This is a genomic window from Embleya sp. NPDC050154 (assembly GCF_044460165.1).
GTDB lineage: Bacteria > Actinomycetota > Actinomycetes > Streptomycetales > Streptomycetaceae > Embleya.
In genome coordinates, this window is sequence record NZ_JBITJP010000019.1 from 133515 (window position 1) to 151038 (window position 17524).

Sequence of the window (17524 nt, forward strand, 5' to 3'; positions counted from 1 at the left end):
CGCCCGGGATGCACGTTCGCTACGCGCCCGCCACCCCACACCACACCACCAACCCGCTTCGCAACGCCCGACCCGACTCCGGCCGCGCAGCGGACGCGCGACCCGCCCCGTAGGGGCCGAGCAACCCGGCTCGGAGAGACCGGCCCGACCCGAACCCGTAGGGGACGCGCAACCGGCCCCGCAGGAACCGAGCAACCCAGCGCGGAGCGACCGGCCGGACCCCGGCCGCGCAGCGGACGCGCAACCGGCCCCGTAGGGGCCGAGCCACCCCGCGTGCGTCAGGCTCAGGCTCGGGCCACCGCCTTGGCCGGCACCTGTTCGGCCAGTTGCTCCGGGTCGGTCACCGGGGCGTCGCAGGTGAAGTACCGACACACGTACGCCGCCGGCAGGCCGCCGACCAGCGGCCGGTCGCGCAGCAGCGGTACCGGCGACTCCTCGGCCGGGTCGCCCATCGCAACCACCGCGCCGGGGGCGGTGGACATCAGCGCGGTCAGGTAGGGCGCCCAGGTCACGTCGTCGTGACGAGGGCAGACACGGACCTGCGGTTCGCTTCCGGTGCGTTGAGGTGCGGTGCGGTGCGCCTCCGGTACGCGCCGGCAATATGGGCTCGTGAACACAGGGAACGTCGGCGAGTTCGTCGTACGCCGCGCGCGGGAGTCGGACTCCGACGCACTGGTCGGAATCGACGCGGTGGCGATCGAAGGCGACGTCGCGCGTCGGGCGAGCATCCGACGGTGGTGCCGGGAGGGCCTGGCGGTCGTGGCGGAGGACGCGTCCGGCGTGCTCGGCTACTGCGTCGTCGAGTACACGTTCTTCGAACAGGGCTTCGTCACCATGCTGATGGTCGCCTCGTCGGCGCGCGCACAAGGCGTCGGGCATCGGTTGTTGGACACCGTGGCGGCCTCGTGCGCGACACCGAAGCTGTTCACCTCGACCAACGTCTCGAACCAGCCGATGCAGCGACTGCTCCAACGGGCCGGCTGGAGTCCGGTCGGTCTGGTCCACGGCCTCGACGAGGGTGACCCCGAATTGTTCTACCTCCACCGACCGCAGGCCCAGCAAACGCACTCCTGACCCGCTACTTCCGGGCGCATCGCGTGAGTTCATCCGATGGACACATAGTGTGCTCGATCGAACTCGTATCGCGACACGCGTGTTTGCGTGTGCCGAACGGCGTGCGACGGACCACACTGGCACCCATGAAGGATCACGAGGGCTCGGCAGTCGTGGTCCTGCCGAGCGGACGGCGAATCGGCGTCCACGCGATCGTGGACGCCGACGAAGAGCGCCTGTACGACCCCGGGCCGGAGGCGACACCGATCGGCTGGAGCGCGACACTGAGTCCCAGAAGCCCGGCGTCCCGCACAGACCTGCACGAGATCTATCGGGCCGGCCACGGAAGGTTGTGCCTGCCCTGTGGCACGCGCGAGAACTTCCTGGTGGTCGGCATTCGCATCGGGGCCGGCCAGGGGGATCGGGTCGACATCCAGGGCACGGGCGCGCCTCCGAGCGAGTGACGCCGCCGAGGAGCCTCACGATTCCCGCGTTCCGACCCCTGCCGGTCCGTCCCGCTCCGGACGCCGCCGGCCCTACCGTCTCGGCGGCGCGTCGGCGGCGCGCGTCGGCCCGGACCGCGGAAGTGGGGCCGTCGACGCCGCGTGCCCGACGACCCGCAGGTCGACGACCTCGGCCCCTGTACGCGGCGATCGCCCGCGCCATGGACCACGACGTCTACGGCCCGGACCCCCTCAAGGCCGCCGAGCGCCGCGCGTACGGAGGAAGTCGCCGGTGTCCGTTCGCCGGACGGGCCTCAGCCGACCGCCCGCTTCACGAGTGCGGCGATCCGCGTCTCCACCTCGGCCGTCACCTCGACCAGCGCGAACCCGGACGCCCACATGGGGCCTTCGTCCAGCTTCGCCAGGTCGCTGAACCCGAGCGTCGCGTAGCGCGCCTTGAACTTCTCCGCGCTCTGGAAGAAACAGACGACCTTGCCGTCCAGCGCGTAGGAGGGCATGCCATACCAGAGCTTCGGCGCGAGCACCGGGGCGTTGGCTGTGATGACGGCGTGCACGCGCTCGGCCATGACCCGGTCCGAGTCCTGCATCTCGGCGATCTTCGCGAGTACGTCCCGCTCCGCCTCCGCCGCCTTGTCCGCGCGCGAGCTGCGGCGCGCGGCGGCCTTCCCCTCCTTGGCGTGCTCCTTCATCGCGGCCCGCTCCTCGGCCGTGAAGCCCTCGTACGTGCCGCTGTCGTCGTTGCCCATGACAGACCTCCCCCGTCGATGATCATGCTGTGAATGATCTTGAAATGGGACCTTATCCCGGCGCCGAGGCAGCGACCAGTACCTGACGCGCGGGCGGATCGGGCGTCGCCGACTCTCCCGTTTCCGCGGAACGTCGACCGGGCATCGGCACCGGCCGAAGCCCCGTCGGTGGTGTGGGCCGCGCCGGCCGAGGGTCTGCACGGGGGTCGCGCCCGGGCGGCTCCATGGCGGTGGTCGGCGGCTGGTCGGACCCCGGCCGCCGGCCGGGCTCATCAACGCCGCGTCAGCCGACCGGCCGAGGCGGTGCGTCGGGGAGTTCGCGGCGGACGCCGTCGAGAATCAGCCGCACGCCGTAGGCGAAGCGTTCGGCCGGGTCCGCATCGAACGCCGACGTCAGCGCAGTGCGCGCGTACTCGGAGTCCGGCCGCCCCACCACCAAGGCATCCTTCCGGTCCTTCCAGATCCCGTCCGCGGACAACTGAGCCTGGGCCTGTTCCTCGATGGTGTGGCCCAGCACGTAGTGGCCGAGGCTGAGGGCCGGATATGCGCTGGATCCACGGTCGGGCGGCGCACGAGACGCCGGGACGACGGGCTCTGCGGGCCCTGGCGGACACCGACATCCCGCCGCCGCCCCGTACGCCTGGATCGCAGGCGAAAGCGGGCTGGTCAAAGGGGCGCGGCGACTGCTCGTCCGGGAGCACGGTGTTCCCCGGACGGCCATCACCTGCACCGACTACCGGAAGGAAGGACGCGCGGCGGCGAGTTGAGAACCACCGAGCCTCCCCAAGAAGAGAAGGATGGTCACGGACACGACCGAGTACCGCTACCGGCGCCTGACGCCCGAAAACGTGCGCGCGTTGATCGGTAGCCCCAAATCCGATGGCGAAAGCCGAGAAGCCGGACCGGATCGACTCGTACTTCCACCGATTCATCGCGCCCTCGCCGCTCGACGCCGCGAGCGGCGTGGTTCGGGCGGGTCGGCGCGGGCGCGTGGGTGGGGCCGTGCCTGCGTGGGGTTCCTACGCGCTGTGCACGATCTGGATCAGGTTGCCGCAGGTGTCGTCGAAGACCGCGGTGGTGACCGGGCCCATCTTCAGCGGGTTCTGGGTGAACCGCACGCCGAGTTCGTTCAGCCGGTGGAACTCCGCGTCCACGTCCGCCACGGCGAAGGACGCGGCCGGGATGCCGTCCTCGACCAGCGCCGACTTGTACGGCTTGACCGCGGGATGGCCGTCCGGCTCCAGCAGCAGTTCGGTCCCGTCGGGATCCTCCGGCGAGACCACGGTCAACCACCGGACCTCGCCGAGGGGGACCTCGGCCTTCTTCACGAAGCCCAGCACGTCCGTATAGAAGCGCAGGGCCTTCTCCTGATCGTCGACGAAGACGCTGGAAAGGTGAATCCTCATGGCGTGCTCCCGGATGCGTCGGGCTTGAGCCAACGGGTCACGATGCGCTCAAGGGGCTCGGTGGTCAGCTCGTGGAACTTGTAGCGGCCCTGACGCCGCGAAAGCACAAGACCCGCGGATTCGAGGACGGCCAGGTGCTGGCTGACCGCCTGGCGGGACAAGGCGAGACCGTGCTTGGTCACCAACCGGCTGCAGATCTCGAACAGGGTCTGGCCGTCCCGTTCCACCAGCTCGTCGAGGATGCGCCGACGGGTGGGGTCGGCCAGGGCCTTGAAGACGTCCTCCGTCATGCCCACCACCATAGGCAAGTATCCACTTGCCTATCAAATCGAGAGGGGCGCGATCGGACCACGAGGGTTGTCGTGGTGTCGTAGGCTCCGGGACATGCACAGCAGCCTGACGGAGCACGCACGCTGCCTCTACGGCGACGAGTACCGACCCACGCCGCCGTGCGACCTCGAACACCGCGAGTCCTACTTCGTCGAGGAGTTGACCTTCGCCGACGCGGATTCGATCCTCGCCATGCTGCGCGAGTTGTCCCCGCACCTGGTCGACGGCCGCCTGCCGGTCTGGATCCGCAACCTGTCCTACCGGCTCGTGCTCCTGCAACGCCCGGACGAGCCGGCGCTGATGCGCGAGGCCGCCGAGAACCTGTGGCTGCACGGACCCGACTGGGACCACATCGCCGCGGACCTGACCAGGGCGGCGGACGCTCTGGGCACGGGCTGACCACCAGCCGAACCCGAGCGCTACTCGGCGCGCAGGGCCTCGCGCAGGGCCTGCACGGCGCCGCTCGGGTCGTACCCCTCCGGCACGCCCTCGATCAGGATGATGTCGCCCTTGATGTGCCGCGAGCGCAGTGGCGCGATCCCGCGGTACGCGGGCGAGTCCCACCAGGCCCGCGCCTCGGCGACCCCGGGGAAGCCGATCATCACGACGCTCCCGGCCCAACTGCCCTCCAGTACCTCGTGGGACGTGACGTGCACGAGGTAACGGCCGCCGTAGGGCCGGAAGGTGCCGGGGAGTTGTTCGATGTAGTCGGCGATCTCGGGGTGCGGGGCGGCGTCCTGCAGGTTGGCGATGATGTAGGCGGGCATGGCTACTCCTTCGGGGGGTCGATTCCACGAGCGGTGGGGGCATTGCGTCGGGGTCGCTGCCGGGCGACGGGCAGCCGGTCCGACAGGTGCGTTCGGGTTCCTCGGGGGACGCGGATCCGGGAAGGGAAGGGCGCCGCCCGGACCGCGGTATGCGGGCGCGCGTCGATCGGTCCGGGCCGCGGCGGCCCGTGCGTCACAGACCGGCGGGGACCTTGTCGAGAAAGCCGTGTACGGCCTTGATCCGGCCCGTCGCATCCAGGACCGCGATGTCGAACCCGACGACCGGCGCCTCTGCGCCCTCGGGGCCGAGGTGCCACTGGAACCGGACGACGTCGTGGTGCCCGTCCACCGGGCCGCCGAGGGTGAACACCAGCCCGGCGAATTGGCCCTGGACCACGCCGATGAGGCCGGTGATCCCGTCATGCCCGACCACGGCACCCAGCGGGTCGGTATACGTGGCGTCCTCGGTGAACGCGGACGCCACCAGCGCGCGGCGCTTGTCCGCGTCCGGCTCGTTCCAGCCGGCCAGGTAGTTCTCGACGGTGGCGGTGTAGTCGATGGCGGCGCTCATGGCGTCCGTCCTTTCCGGGTCGCTCCGCCGGGCGTGCCCGACGGGTTCCAGTGCTCTGTCCTGCGCGGTTCCAGTCCTGCTTTCCGCAGGTCAAGACGTTACGGACGATCGAGCGCCTCGGAATCAGTCACGCATCAGTACTTGCATCGGTATGCGACACCCCATGGGGCGGCGGTCCGTGCGGACAGGTCTGCCGGAAACCATCGGCACCGCATGTCGTCCGCGCCCGGTGACCCCCATACTCTCGTCGTGCGCATACTTGTTCGGGTGATTTTGCCGCTATCCCTCGCGGCCTCCTTCGCGGTCCCGTTTCTGCTGGTCCGAGGTCCCTCGGGGATCGTCGCGGGGCTGCTCTTGGGCTACCTGGCCTTCCTGGGGCTGGGAATGCACCAACGAGCCGGTGTGGGGTTGCCGCTGTTGCCTTCCAAGGCGGACCGGGTCGCGCTGAAGCGGAACGCGCAGGTGATCCGCGCGCTGCGTCGTGGTGACGTCGAGGGGGCGCACGAGCACAGCAAGGGCTTTCCCGACACGCCTGTGGGTCAGGCGCTCGGGGCCGTGTCCCAGTGCATGGTGCTCTTCGCGCGAGGACACGGCCCGGCGGGGGCGGAGGTCGTGCGCCGGTGGTCGGCGGCGCATCCTCGCGACGACGCGCTCGGCCGCATGATGTCGCACGCGCACACCGACTTCTCCGCGATGCTGCTGGTCCAGGGTTCGGCGGACGCGGCCGCGATGTTGCCCACACTGCGCCCCGCCGTGGCGGGTTCCGGGCGGGCCCATCGCCGCAAGGGCTGCGTGGCCGAGTTCGCCTTGGACCTGTACGAGGGGCGCGTGGAGCGGGCGGCGGCGCGGGCTCGCCGATGGCGTCGGCGCGCCGCACGGCAACGGAGTCGCTGGATGGGCGCCGAGTGCGAATGTCTGCTTGCGATCTGTTCGGCCGCCGCGGGCGACCCGGACGCCGCCCGCGCCGCACTGGCGAACGCGGAGCGTCTGGCGTACGCCCACCCGGCCATCGGACTTGCCCGCGCCCGAGTCGAGGCGTGCGCCGCCGCGGCGGTGCGGCTCGAACCCACCACGGCCGTCACGGAGCCGAAGCACATCCGATAGCCGCGCAGGCGGGCGCAGATCCCCCTCCGGCACGGCAAGGCACCGGCACCACACGTCGAACGTGCGCACGCGTGCACCCGCCGCCCCCGTTCCGGCGGTGACGTCCTCGCGATGCCCGGACCGCCACCTCGTCACGTCGCTCCCGCACGCGATCAAGCTCGATCGGCGCTGGACTTACTAGGACGTCCGACTATATCGTCTTGAACTACAAGGTCCGCGGTGCAGGGAAGTCGGTGTGAATCCGGCACGGTCCCGCCACTGTGACCGGGGAGTGCGCTGCCGAGGCACCACGCCACTGGCGAAAGCCGGGAAGGCGGGCGGCGTGTGTCGATCCGGAAGTCAGGATACCGGCCGCGGGTATATCCGTGTTGTCCACGAGGATGGAGCAAACACGCATGACGCCGGTCTGCGCACTCGCCCCGGACGATCTTGCGAACGTCGAGGTCGTCGGGCTCGCCTGACCACCCTCACGTGCCACCCGACCTCGGCAACCCCGCTCCCCGAAGCGGCGGTTGCCGTGGTCGGGTCATTGCCCCGCCTCCGGATCGCACCTGACGAGAGACAGGTCGTTCATGGTCCGCGAGCTTTCCCACTTCATCGGCGGCAAGCACGTCCAAGGCGCGTCCGGCGCGTTCGGCGACGTGTACGACCCCAACACCGGACGCGTGCAGGCGCGCGTCCCGCTGGCCGACCGCGCCGACACGCTGGCGGCGATCGCCGACGCCGAGCAGGCACAACCGGCGTGGGCCGCCTGGAACCCGCAAAAGCGCGCCCGGGTGCTCTCCCGATTCCTGCAACTGGTCGAGCCCGAACGCGATTCGCTCGCCGAGCTGTTGTCGGCCGAGCACGGCAAGACTATCGCCGACGCCCACGGTGACCTGCAACGCGGCCTGGAGGTTGTGGAGTTCGCCGTCGGCATCCCGCACCTGCTCAAGGGCGAGTTCACCGACAACGCGGGTACCGGCATCGACGTGCACTCGCTGCGCCAGCCGCTCGGTGTGGTCGCCGGCATCACCCCGTTCAACTTCCCGGCGATGATCCCGCTGTGGAAGATCGCCCCGGCCATCGCGTGCGGCAACGCGTTCGTCCTCAAGCCGTCCGAACGCGACCCCTCGGTACCGCTGCGCCTGGCCGAGCTCTTCCTCGAGGCGGGACTGCCGCCGGGTGTGCTGAACGTGGTCAACGGCGGCAAGGAGTCCGTCGACACACTGCTGGAGGACCCGCGCGTCCAGGCGCTGGGCTTTGTCGGCTCGACCGCGATCGCCGAGTACGTGTACACCTCGGCCACCGCGCGCGGCAAGCGCGCCCAGTGCTTCGGCGGCGCCAAGAATCATCTGATCGTGATGCCGGACGCGGACCTCGACCAGGTCGTCGAGGCCCTGATCGGCGCCGGATACGGCTCCGCGGGCGAGCGCTGCATGGCGATCTCCGTCGCGGTTCCGGTCGGCGCGGAGACCGCGGACGCGCTGGTGGCCAAGCTCGTCGAGCGCATCGCCACGCTGCGGGTGGGCCCCTCCCACGATCGCGACGCCGACTTCGGCCCGTTGGTGGGTCGGGACGCGCTCGCTCGGGTGCACGACTACCTGGACATCGGCGTGCGCGAGGGCGCGAAGCTGCTCGTCGACGGCCGTGACGTGCGCGTCCCCGGCCACGAGGACGGCTACTTCGTCGGCGCGTCGCTGTTCGATCACGTCACGCCCTCGATGCGGGTGTACCGCGAGGAGATCTTCGGTCCGGTCCTGTCGGTGCTGCGCGCGGCCGACTACGAGGACGCGCTGCGACTGGCGAGCGAGCACGAGTACGGCAACGGCGTGGCGATCTTCACCCGCGACGGCGACACCGCCCGCGACTTCGGTCGCCGGGTGAACACCGGCATGGTCGGCGTCAATGTGCCGATCCCGGTACCGGTGGCCTACCACACGTTCGGCGGGTGGAAGCGGTCCGGATTCGGCGACCTCAACCAGCACGGACCCGACTCGATCCGCTTCTACACCCGGACCAAGACGATCACCTCGCGTTGGTTCTCCGGTGCACGCGAGGCCGCGAGTTTCACCATCCCCACGATGGGCTGACCCGATGAGCACCCTCACCGAGGATCAGCTCGCGATCGTCGAGACGACGCGGGACTTCGCCCGCGAGCACCTTGCCCCGCACGCGATCGAGTGGGACCGCACCAAGCACTTCCCCGTCGATGTCCTGCGCAAGGGCGCCGACCTCGGTCTCGGCGGCATCAACGTCCGTGAGGACGTGGGCGGTTCGGGTCTGAGCCGACTGGACGCCGCACTGATCTACGAGGCGTTGGCCGGCGGTTGCCCGAGCATCGCCGCCTACTACTCCATCCACAACATGGTCGCCTGGATGATCGACCGCCACGGCAACCCCGAGCAGCGCCACAGGTGGCTCCCGGACCTGTGCGCGATGCGCGGTCTGGCCAGCTACTGCCTGACCGAACCGGGCGCGGGGTCCGACGCCGCCGCACTGCGCACGCGCGCGGTGCGCGACGGGGACCACTATGTCCTGCACGGGGTGAAACAGTTCATCTCCGGCGCCGGGTCCTCGGCGGTGTACGCGGTGATGGCGCGGACCGGCGGGGACGGCGCCGACGGGATCTCCGCGTTCGTCGTGGAAGCCGACTCACCCGGGCTGTCCTTCGGCGCGAACGAGCTGAAGATGGGCTGGAACGCCCAGCCCACCCGCCAGGTGGTCCTGGACGGCGTGCGTGTGCCGGTCTCCCACCGGCTGGGCGCCGAGGGCGACGGCTTCCGGATGGCGATGGGCGGCCTCAACGGCGGCCGGATCGGTATCGCCGCCTGCTCGCTGGGCGGCGCGGGGGCGGCCCTCGACGCCGCCGTGGCTCACCTCACCGATCGGGAGGCATTCGGCGCCAAGCTGATCGACGCCCAGGCGTTGCGTTTCGAACTCGCTGACATGGCAACTGAGTTGGAGGCCGCGCGCACGCTGGTCCGGCACGCGGCGTCCTGCCTGGACCAGGGCGATCCTGCCGCGCCGCAACTGTGCGCGATGGCCAAGCGGTTCGCCACCGACACCGCCTTCTCGGTGGCCGACCGCGCGCTGCAACTGCACGGCGGCTACGGCTACCTCGCGGACTACGGCATCGAGAAGATCGTCCGCGACCTGCGGGTGCACCGCATCCTCGAAGGAACCAACGAGATCATGCGCGTGATCGTCGCGCGCGGACTGATCGGAGCGACCCGATGACCTCCACGACGGAGCAGGAGACGGTACTGACCCGCCGTCAGGCGGGCCTCGGCCGGATCGTGCTCAACCGGCCCCGGGCGCTCAACGCCCTCACCCACGCCATGGTTCGCGGGATCGACGCCGCGCTCACCGCGTGGGAGCACGACGAGGACGTGCGACTGGTGGTGATCACCGGCGCGGGCGAGCGTGGGCTGTGCGCGGGTGGCGACATCCGGGCCATCCACGCCGACGCCGTCGGCGGCGGCACCGGCAGTCTGGACTTCTGGCGCGACGAGTACCGGCTCAACGCCCACATCGCCCGCTATCCCAAGACCTATGTCGCGGTCATGGACGGCATCGTGATGGGTGGCGGTGTCGGTGTGTCCGCGCACGGCGGCCTGCGGATCGTCACCGAACGCTCGACGATCGCCATGCCCGAGACCGGCATCGGGTTCGTCCCCGACGTCGGCGGCACCCACCTGCTCGCCCGCGCGCCGGGCGAGTGCGGCACCCATCTGGCGCTCACCGGTTCGGCGATCGGCCCCGGCGACGCGATCGCCTGCGGGCTCGCCGACCACTTCATCCCCTCGCACCGGCTCGACGCGGCCCTGGAGGCGCTGGCCGGCCGCGACAGCGGCGAGGTCGTGGCGCGGTTCGCCGAGCCGGCGCCGGGCGGTGAACTCGTCGAGCGGCGTGGGTGGATCGACGCGTGCTATGCGAGCGACAGCGTCGAGGAGATCCTCGAACGCCTCGAGGCCGATGGGGAGCAGGCTGCGAAGCAGGCCGCCGAGCACATCCGGGCCAAGTCGCCCACCGCGCTCAAGGTCACCCTGGCGAGCCTCCGGCGGGCTCGCGAACTCGCTTCCCTGGAGGCCGTGTTGGATCAGGAGTACCGGGTCTCGACGGTGGCGCTGGGCACGCCCGACCTGGCCGAGGGCATCCGTGCCCAGGTGATCGACAAGGATCGCGCGCCGCGCTGGTCCCCCGACACGCTCGAAGCCGTACGGCCCGAGCAGGTCGCCGCATTCTTCGAACCGCTGGGCGCACGCGAGTTGGGCCTGGCGATCTCGCCCTCGACCGAGGAGGCCTGCCGATGAGCACCGCGATCGCATTCGTGGGATTGGGCAACATGGGCGGCCCCATGGCCGCCAACCTGGTCGCCGCCGGACACCGGGTCACCGGGTACGACCTGGTCCCGGAGGCGCTGGAGCGCGCGCGGGAGAGCGGTGTGCGCATCGCGGCCTCCCCCGCCGAGGCCGTCGCGGACGCGGATGTGGTGATCACGATGTTGCCGAGCGGGCCGCACGTGTTGGCCTGCTACCGGGGTTCCGCCGGCTTGTTGGCGGCGGCGCCCGCCGGTGCGGTGTTCGTCGACTGCTCCACCATCGACGTCGCGGACGCACACGCCGCGCACGAGGCGGTGGGCGCCTCCGGACGCCGGTCGCTGGACGCGCCGGTGTCCGGTGGGGTGGTCGGCGCGGTCGCCGGAACGCTCACCTTCATGGTCGGCGCCGCCGACGAGGACTTCGCCGCGGTCGAGCCGGTGTTGACCGCGATGGGCCGCCGCGTCGTGCACTGCGGCCCTCCCGGCGCCGGGCAGGCGGCGAAGATCTGCAACAACCTGATCCTGGGCGTCACGATGATCGCGGTCAGCGAGGCGTTCGTGCTGGGCGAGCAACTCGGGCTCTCCCACCAGGCGTTGTTCGACGTGGCCTCCGCGGCGTCCGGTCAGTGCTGGGCGCTGACCACGAACTGCCCGGTGCCCGGGCCGGTTCCGGGCAGCCCGGCCGACCACGATTACCGGCCCGGGTTCGCCGCGGCCCTGATGGCCAAGGATCTGCGGCTGGCGGCGAACGCGATCCGGGCCGGCGGGGTGTCCGCCGAGCTCGGGCTGCACGCGGCCGAGGTGTACACGGCGTTCGCCGAGAACGGCGGCGCCGAGCGCGACTTCTCCGCCGTCATCCACTCCATCAGAGACCACGCCGACACCGGCGCGAACGAAGGAAACCGCACCACATGAGCGACTACGAGACCATCCTGCTGGAGCGGCACGACCGCACCGCGGTGATCACCCTCAACCGCCCGAAGGCCCTGAACGCCCTGAACCTCCAGGTGATGGCCGAGGTCGTCGACGCCGCGACCACGCTCGACCGCGATTCCGACATCGGCTGTCTGGTGATCACCGGGTCCGCCAAGGCGTTCGCCGCCGGCGCCGACATCAAGGAGATGCAGCCCAACGACTACATGGACGTCTATCTCGCCGACTGGTTCTCCGCGTGGGACCGACTCGGCGAGGTCCGCAAGCCCACCATCGCCGCGGTTTCCGGCTACGCGCTCGGCGGCGGATGCGAACTCGCCATGCTGTGCGACATCCTCCTCGCCGCCGACACCGCCGTGTTCGGCCAGCCGGAGATCAAGCTCGGTGTCATCCCCGGCATCGGCGGCTCGCAACGCCTGACCCGGGCGGTCGGCAAGGCCAAGGCCATGGACCTGTGTCTGACGGGCCGCACCATGAACGCCGAGGAGGCCGAACGCGCCGGCCTGGTCTCGCGGGTCGTGCCAGCCGCCGACCTGCTCACCGAGGCCCTGGCCACCGCCGAGATCATCGCGGGCATGTCCGCGCCGATCGCGATGATGGCCAAGGAGAGCGTCAACCGCGCCTTCGAGACCACTCTGGCCGAGGGTGTGCGCTTCGAACGCCGCCTCTTCCACGCCACGTTCGCCACCGCCGACCAGAAGGAGGGCATGGCGGCCTTCACCGAAAAGCGCCCGCCTTCGTTCATCCACCGCTGATCCAAGGAGGTGGAGCGCGCTCGGCCCCGGATCAGGGGCCGAGCGGCCGGGCGGCCGTCGAGGACGCCCCGGACATCACCCCGCGGCCGTACCCGGTCACGACGGACAGCCCAGGAGCGGTTCTCGCGCCACCGCGATCCGGCCGAACCTGTCGGGTGCCGCCAAGCGGCATGACCGATGGTCCACTCTTTTGCGCGGTCCACGTCCGGTGTGTCGCCGGCCCATCCGGATGCGATGCCCGCGGTCCCATGTTTGCCTGAACGGGAGTCATTCCGGTGCGTCGTGCGCGCCGGAACGCGCTTCGCCACGGCTCCGATCGAGTCGCGAGCCTGCTCTCCGGTCGGGGATACGCGGAAGGATCAGCGGTGGAAGAGTCCGAGGGTCCCACCCGGCGCCCGGCGCCCGGGCGGAGCCGGCGACTGATCGCGGTCTCGGGGTTGCTGGGTGCGCTGCTCTGCGTCGGAGCCGGCGTCATGGCGCCGATGGGCATCGCGCACACCCAGGTTGCACCGCCACCCCCGCCGCCTCCGCCTCCGCCGCCTCCGCCTCCGCCGCCTCCGCCTCCGCCTCCGCCACCGCCGCCACCTCTGGCACCGGAGCCTCCCCCACCACCGAAACCGCCACCGGTCACCTATCCACCGGACGGTCCCTCCCCCGTGGTTCCGACCCCGCCCCCTCGCCCTCGGGGAACGACGGCTCCACCACCCTCCCAGAGCAAGCGGCCTCCCTCCCCGGGGACGACGCCTGCGCCTGATCCTCGATCCCGCCCCGCTCTGGTCCTGGCCCCCGTGAGGGGCAGTGCCGGCATGACGGTGGCGATCTCCGGTTCGGCCTTCTCCGCGTGCCGTCCCGGATCCCGGATCGACATTCGTTGGGACGGTGCCGGCGTCGCCTCCCTCGATGCGCCGGTTACCCCGAACGGGGGCAGTTTCAGCGTCCGGTTCGTGGTCCCCAAGGGCGCGTCGAAGGGGAGCCACCAGGTTTCGGCGCGATGTGCGGAAGCGGACGCCTCCGCCTCCTTCGAAGTCACCACGGGCACCGGACCGGGTTCTTCTCGGCAGCCGACCGCAACCCGCTCTCCGTCGTCGTCTGCGGTGCCCGGCACCGGAGCCGGCTCGAGCTCGGGCTCGGGCTGGGTGATCGGGGCGGTGGTGATTGGCGGTCTCCTGGTGGCCGCGCTCGCGGGCTACTTGGGCTTCTCCCACCAACGGCGGGGACCGCGATGGACCCGTCGACACGTCCGTGCGGTGCTGCGACCGGGTTTCGCGTCGGATGGGGTGCAGGACGTCAGGGACACGCGCGGAGCGAGCCGGACGGTACGGCTCGAACCTCGTTCGGACCCCGGTGAACAGACCATCAAGGAGGTGGACCCATGACCGACGCCGTGCCGCATCCCACGTCCGTGCGCGAACTGTTGTTCGGCGACGACGTCGAAGCCGCCACGGAAACGCTCGTCGACGCGGCTCGCGAACACGAGGTCGCCACGATCCTCGAGCGCGGAGCCCAAGGTCTCACGGACAACGCGAGCCGGACCGTCGAGCGTGAGGTCGCCTCGGTGGTCAACGGCTTCCTGAGCCTGGATCTCCTCGACCTCGTGGCCGCCGGATGGGCCAAGCACGGCGCGATGGTCGAGGCCGCGCGACGCACCCGTGCCGCCCCGGACACCGAGGAGGTCGTCGCTCTGGCAACCCATCAGGTCACGTCCACCCATCGCCCCTGCGTCGACCTGAGGGTCGACGGTGTCCGGGTCGGCACCCTGGAGATCGGCCTCACTGTCGCCTTCGACGTCGAGGGGATGCTGGCGGTCGTCCGCCAAGCCCACCTGACGTCGCTGCGCTGTGGCACCTGCACGACCACCGGCACGTTGGCGATGCAGGAAAGAGTCGTCGCCAGTCGCCACTGCAATCTGGACCTACCGGGCGCCATGCGCTTCAGGTCGGGTATCGCCCTGCTCCCGGCGCGGGATCAGGCGCCGCACGGCGACCCGACATAGCCCCGACGCGCCTGCGACGCGCGCCGAGGTAGGCACGGCAGCTCGAAGCGCTCGGTTCCGACGACCTCGAACGGTTCACCGCGACCCTGACCACACTCCTGCGGTCCTACGGCGACACCCCCGGCCGAGGTCGGAATCGACCCCGCCCCGAAACGCCCGGGGGATTCGCCGCCTCGATGTGCCCGCGGGCCGACACCCGCGGGCACTTCCGTTTATCGCCGCTGTTCGCGCGCAAGCGTCGCACCAACGCGCCGGTCGCCCGAGCGACCGTCGCGGCCGATTCCGGGAGTCGGCACGCCGCGGGCAGGACGGCAATCGCGCCCGTCCTGCCCGCCGGCGGAACACCCGCCCCGTTCGCCGGGGTTCCGTGGGCGGCAGTCACCACACCGTCCGCGTCACCGCCGCCGGATGGTCAGCAGGGCTGGTCGATGTGGTCCGGGTGGAAGCGCACAGCCCCCAGGCCGTTCGGGTCGAAGAGGTCCAAGAGGCCGCGCAGCGGCTCGTCGGGCTGCTCGGGTCCCCACAGTTCCAGGGCCATCTCGCCGTGGTAGAGCATCGGCCAGCGCACGTAGTGGCGGGTGTCCGCGGGGTCGTGCAGGGCCCGCGAGGCGGCCAGCGTGGAGCGGGCGACGTCGATCATCAGGTCCGTCCCGCAGCCGAAGCCGTACGGATAGTGCTCCCGGTCCGGCGGGATGGTCTCGATCAGGGCCGGGTCGGCGTACGAGACACCGACGTGCGCGTGCAGGCCCGCCCGGATGGCCGGTACCTCGTGGGTACCGTCGGGGTCCCACTGCCAATGCCCCGCCGCGTTCCTGCCGACCCGTACGGTGGGCGCCGCCTCGAACAGCGCGCACACCTCCCACGCCTCCACCGACGGCGCCATCGGCCGCGCACCCTCGGGGGCCAGAACCCGCAACCGGCCCCGGTTCAGCCGGTAGTCGACGGCCACGAGGTCGGTGTCGGAGAGGTCCCGCTTGTCCACACCCCAGCGTCCGGACGCGGTGACCACGAGCGCGTTCAGGTCGGGATCGAACGCGAAGAGCATGCCCTCGCTGAATCCCTGCAGATTGAGGTACATCGCGTAGGTGCGGCTCAACCGGGGCGACACGAAGTCGCGCATCGCGTGTGGGGCCGGCAACAGCCCGAGGTCCCCCATCCGCGTCCCGGCCACGGCCAGGCTCCGCGGCGCGTGGGCCGCGGCCCACGCGTCGGCGGTGATGGCGTCGGGCACCACGTCGTGCCGGCCGGCCACCTCGTGCGCGCAGGCCGCGGAGACCAGCCGGTCGCAGATGCCCTGGGCGACCTTCTCGGTCTCGGTGGGGTGTCCGCCCTCCATCGTGCACAGCGTCGCCTCGGCGACCTCACCGGGCACCGTGCCGGGCGTGATGAACACGACGGTGAACACACCCACCCTGGCCATCAGGATCCGCGCGGCGCGCACCACCTCGGGGTGCGACATCTCGCTCAGCCGCTCGGGCACTTCCGCCACCGCCACCAGCCGCCCGACCGTGCCCTGCCGGCCCTGCTCCTTGCGGAGCTTGAGCATCAGCGGGGTCTGTTCCTCCACGATCCGGTCGGCCAGCGGCTCGGGGCCGTCGGGTACGGACACGCCCACCAGGACCACGTCGAACCTGGTCTCGTTCTCGCCCGGCGGGATCACCCGGTGCCCGCCGCGATCGAACGCCGCCGCCAGGTCGTGCAGGAACGAGCGTGTCACGTCGGACAGTTCGGGAGCCGGGTCGATGACCCGGACCGTGCACGAACGCCACCAGTCCAACTCGTCGAGCCGTCGACCCGGGGCCGGGGCGGCGGATGGCGCCGATGTCGATTCCGCCCGGGTTACGGTGGTCATGAAGGAGCTCCTGACGTTGCTGTGCGGAAGGCGAGGACGGCGTTCTGCCCGCCGAACGCGACCGACGTGGAGATCGCGGTGTTCAAGCGGGCGGGGCGGCGCGGGGTCTTGGCGACCACGTCCAGGTCCGGATCCAGGTCCGGATCGGTGCGGTGGTGGTTGGCGGTGGGTGGAATGCTCCCGTGTTCGAGGGTCAGGACGGTCACGATCGCCTCGATTGCGCCACCCGCGCCGCCGGTGTGGCCCAGCACGCTCTTGACGGCGGTGATCGGTGGGCAGCGGTCGAAGGTGGCCGCAAGGAAACGCGCCTCGGCGGCGTCGTTGAGCCGTGTGCCGGTGCCGTGCGTGTTGACGTGGTCGACGTCGGCCGGATTCCAACCGGCGTCGGCCAGGGCCGCGAGGGTGGCCAGTCGCGCGCCGCGGCCGTCGGGGTGCGGCGCGGTGAGGTGGTGGGCGTCGTTCGCGGCGCCGTAGCCGGACAGCAGGGATCGCACCCGGGCGCGGCGGGCGCGTGCGTGCTCCGGGCGCTCCAGCACCACGACGCCCACGCCCTCGCCCAGGACGAATCCGTCCCGTTCGGCGTCGAACGGCCGGCAGGCGTGCGCCGGGTCGCCGGGGTGCGTGGACAGGGCGCCCAACTGGGCGAAGCCGGCCGCGGTGAGTGGGTTGCACATGATGTCGACACCGCCGGCGAAGACGATGTCCAGGGTGCCCGCGCGTAGCAGGTCGCGGGCGACGCCCAGTGCCGTCGCGCCGGAGGCGCAGCCGGCGGCGGGCGCGAAGTTGGTGCCCTGGGCGCCGAGGTCGAGGCCGACCTCGGTGGCCGCGGTGTTGGGCAGCGAGCGGGGCAGACCGGCCGGGGAGATGGCGGTGACCCGGTCCGTGAGCAGCCTCTCCATGCAGGTCAGCAGGGATTCCATGGACGGTCCGCCCGCGCCGATGACGACGCCGACGCGGGTGGGGTCCCAGGTCCCGGGATCCAGCGCGGCGTCGGCCAGGGCCTCCCGGGCGGCGACGACGGTCATCTGCGCGCTGCGGTCCATCCGCCGGGCCAGTCTCCGGCCGAGGATGGCGTCCGGGGCGAAGCCGGGCACCCTGCAGGAGATGTCCACGGGCAGACCGGCCAGCCCCGGGTCGCGGCGAGCGGTGGACAGCCCCGCGCACAGGGTCCGCCAGGTGGCTTCGACTCCGATCCCGCCGGCGGTCACCAGGCCCAGGCCGGTGACCGCAACCTCGGAGGAGGTCAT

At 71.3% G+C, this 17524-nt stretch carries 21 protein-coding genes, 1 pseudogene and 1 riboswitch; of the genes and pseudogenes, 12 read left to right on the forward strand and 10 right to left on the reverse strand.

Annotated features, from left to right (window positions below):
• Positions 1-284: 284 nt before the first annotated feature.
• Entirely contained in the window at positions 285-512 is a 228-nt protein-coding gene (locus ACIBSV_RS33685) for a hypothetical protein (protein WP_395869848.1), read from the reverse strand.
• A 97-nt stretch (positions 513-609) separates the two neighbouring features.
• On the opposite strand from ACIBSV_RS33685, the gene ACIBSV_RS33690 reads away from it, so the two are divergent.
• Both ACIBSV_RS33690 and ACIBSV_RS33695 read left to right on the forward strand, forming a co-directional pair.
• Positions 610-1074, forward strand: a complete 465-nt coding sequence (locus ACIBSV_RS33690; RefSeq protein ID WP_395869850.1) for a GNAT family N-acetyltransferase — start codon at positions 610-612, stop codon at positions 1072-1074.
• Positions 1075-1199: 125 nt separating this feature from the next.
• On the forward strand, positions 1200-1517 hold the full coding sequence (locus ACIBSV_RS33695; RefSeq protein WP_395869852.1) for a hypothetical protein: 318 nt from the start codon (positions 1200-1202) through the stop codon (positions 1515-1517).
• Between the two features lie 293 nt (positions 1518-1810).
• Here ACIBSV_RS33695 and ACIBSV_RS33700 read toward each other — a convergent pair whose 3' ends face one another.
• From ACIBSV_RS33700 to ACIBSV_RS33710, 3 genes and pseudogenes are all read right to left on the reverse strand, one after another.
• Positions 1811-2263 carry an iron chaperone gene (locus ACIBSV_RS33700; protein WP_395870007.1) on the reverse strand — a complete coding sequence of 151 codons (453 nt, stop codon included), beginning with the start codon at positions 2261-2263 and terminating at the stop codon, positions 1811-1813.
• Between the two features lie 168 nt (positions 2264-2431).
• A pseudogene (locus ACIBSV_RS33705) lies at positions 2432-2515 on the reverse strand (DUF899 domain-containing protein); the annotation flags it as partial.
• Between the two features lie 31 nt (positions 2516-2546).
• The gene (locus ACIBSV_RS33710) at positions 2547-2780 is read right to left on the reverse strand and encodes a hypothetical protein (RefSeq protein ID WP_395869853.1); all 234 of its coding nucleotides are present in this window, start codon (positions 2778-2780) and stop codon (positions 2547-2549) included.
• A gap of 31 nt (positions 2781-2811) precedes the next feature.
• On the opposite strand from ACIBSV_RS33710, the gene ACIBSV_RS33715 reads away from it, so the two are divergent.
• Positions 2812-3030 (forward strand): SIP domain-containing protein, encoded by a 219-nt coding sequence (locus ACIBSV_RS33715; protein ID WP_395870009.1) that lies wholly within the window; start codon positions 2812-2814, stop codon positions 3028-3030.
• Between the two features lie 252 nt (positions 3031-3282).
• Here the strand turns inward: ACIBSV_RS33715 and ACIBSV_RS33720 are convergent, their stop codons facing one another.
• Both ACIBSV_RS33720 and ACIBSV_RS33725 read right to left on the reverse strand, forming a co-directional pair.
• Entirely contained in the window at positions 3283-3669 is a 387-nt protein-coding gene (locus ACIBSV_RS33720; RefSeq protein WP_395869855.1) for a VOC family protein, read from the reverse strand.
• Positions 3666-3959, reverse strand: coding sequence for an ArsR/SmtB family transcription factor (locus ACIBSV_RS33725; RefSeq protein ID WP_395869857.1), 294 nt, complete (start codon positions 3957-3959; stop codon positions 3666-3668). Before ACIBSV_RS33725 ends, ACIBSV_RS33720 begins: the two co-directional genes overlap by 4 nt.
• 94 nt (positions 3960-4053) lie before the next feature.
• Between ACIBSV_RS33725 and ACIBSV_RS33730 the strand changes: the two genes are divergently transcribed.
• Positions 4054-4398 (forward strand): hypothetical protein, encoded by a 345-nt coding sequence (locus tag ACIBSV_RS33730; RefSeq protein WP_395869858.1) that lies wholly within the window; start codon positions 4054-4056, stop codon positions 4396-4398.
• A gap of 20 nt (positions 4399-4418) precedes the next feature.
• Here ACIBSV_RS33730 and ACIBSV_RS33735 read toward each other — a convergent pair whose 3' ends face one another.
• Positions 4419-4766, reverse strand: coding sequence for a DUF1330 domain-containing protein (locus ACIBSV_RS33735; RefSeq protein ID WP_395869860.1), 348 nt, complete (start codon positions 4764-4766; stop codon positions 4419-4421).
• Positions 4767-4959: 193 nt separating this feature from the next.
• Complete coding sequence (locus ACIBSV_RS33740; RefSeq protein WP_395869862.1) at positions 4960-5337, reverse strand: nuclear transport factor 2 family protein; 378 nt, start codon at positions 5335-5337, stop codon at positions 4960-4962.
• A 249-nt stretch (positions 5338-5586) separates the two neighbouring features.
• On the opposite strand from ACIBSV_RS33740, the gene ACIBSV_RS33745 reads away from it, so the two are divergent.
• The 8 genes from ACIBSV_RS33745 (at position 5587) to ACIBSV_RS33780 (ending at position 14425) form a co-directional block, all read left to right on the forward strand.
• Complete coding sequence (locus tag ACIBSV_RS33745; protein ID WP_395869864.1) at positions 5587-6441, forward strand: hypothetical protein; 855 nt, start codon at positions 5587-5589, stop codon at positions 6439-6441.
• Positions 6442-6641: 200 nt separating this feature from the next.
• A riboswitch (cobalamin riboswitch) is annotated at positions 6642-6812 on the forward strand.
• A gap of 201 nt (positions 6813-7013) precedes the next feature.
• Positions 7014-8513 carry a CoA-acylating methylmalonate-semialdehyde dehydrogenase gene (locus ACIBSV_RS33750; RefSeq protein WP_395869867.1) on the forward strand — a complete coding sequence of 500 codons (1500 nt, stop codon included), beginning with the start codon at positions 7014-7016 and terminating at the stop codon, positions 8511-8513.
• Between the two features lie 4 nt (positions 8514-8517).
• Positions 8518-9660 (forward strand): acyl-CoA dehydrogenase family protein, encoded by a 1143-nt coding sequence (locus tag ACIBSV_RS33755; RefSeq protein ID WP_395869869.1) that lies wholly within the window; start codon positions 8518-8520, stop codon positions 9658-9660.
• Complete coding sequence (locus tag ACIBSV_RS33760; RefSeq protein WP_395869870.1) at positions 9657-10736, forward strand: enoyl-CoA hydratase/isomerase family protein; 1080 nt, start codon at positions 9657-9659, stop codon at positions 10734-10736. Before ACIBSV_RS33755 ends, ACIBSV_RS33760 begins: the two co-directional genes overlap by 4 nt.
• Positions 10733-11659: a 3-hydroxyisobutyrate dehydrogenase gene (gene mmsB / locus ACIBSV_RS33765; RefSeq protein WP_395869871.1), complete on the forward strand. Its 927-nt coding sequence runs from the start codon at positions 10733-10735 to the stop codon at positions 11657-11659. Before ACIBSV_RS33760 ends, mmsB begins: the two co-directional genes overlap by 4 nt.
• Positions 11656-12432 carry an enoyl-CoA hydratase gene (locus ACIBSV_RS33770; RefSeq protein ID WP_395869874.1) on the forward strand — a complete coding sequence of 259 codons (777 nt, stop codon included), beginning with the start codon at positions 11656-11658 and terminating at the stop codon, positions 12430-12432. Before mmsB ends, ACIBSV_RS33770 begins: the two co-directional genes overlap by 4 nt.
• An 806-nt stretch (positions 12433-13238) precedes the next feature.
• Complete coding sequence (locus tag ACIBSV_RS33775) at positions 13239-13808, forward strand: hypothetical protein (protein WP_395869875.1); 570 nt, start codon at positions 13239-13241, stop codon at positions 13806-13808.
• A complete protein-coding gene (locus ACIBSV_RS33780; protein ID WP_395869877.1) occupies positions 13805-14425 on the forward strand; it encodes a hypothetical protein in 621 nt (206 codons plus the stop codon). The genes ACIBSV_RS33775 and ACIBSV_RS33780 overlap by 4 nt, the downstream gene beginning before the upstream one ends.
• A 412-nt stretch (positions 14426-14837) precedes the next feature.
• On the opposite strand, the gene ACIBSV_RS33785 is transcribed toward ACIBSV_RS33780, so the two are convergent.
• Together ACIBSV_RS33785 and ACIBSV_RS33790 are read right to left on the reverse strand one after the other, a co-directional pair.
• Positions 14838-16277, reverse strand: coding sequence for a hypothetical protein (locus ACIBSV_RS33785; protein ID WP_395869878.1), 1440 nt, complete (start codon positions 16275-16277; stop codon positions 14838-14840).
• Positions 16274-17524, reverse strand: coding sequence for a beta-ketoacyl-[acyl-carrier-protein] synthase family protein (locus ACIBSV_RS33790; protein WP_395869880.1), 1251 nt, complete (start codon positions 17522-17524; stop codon positions 16274-16276). The genes ACIBSV_RS33785 and ACIBSV_RS33790 overlap by 4 nt, the downstream gene beginning before the upstream one ends.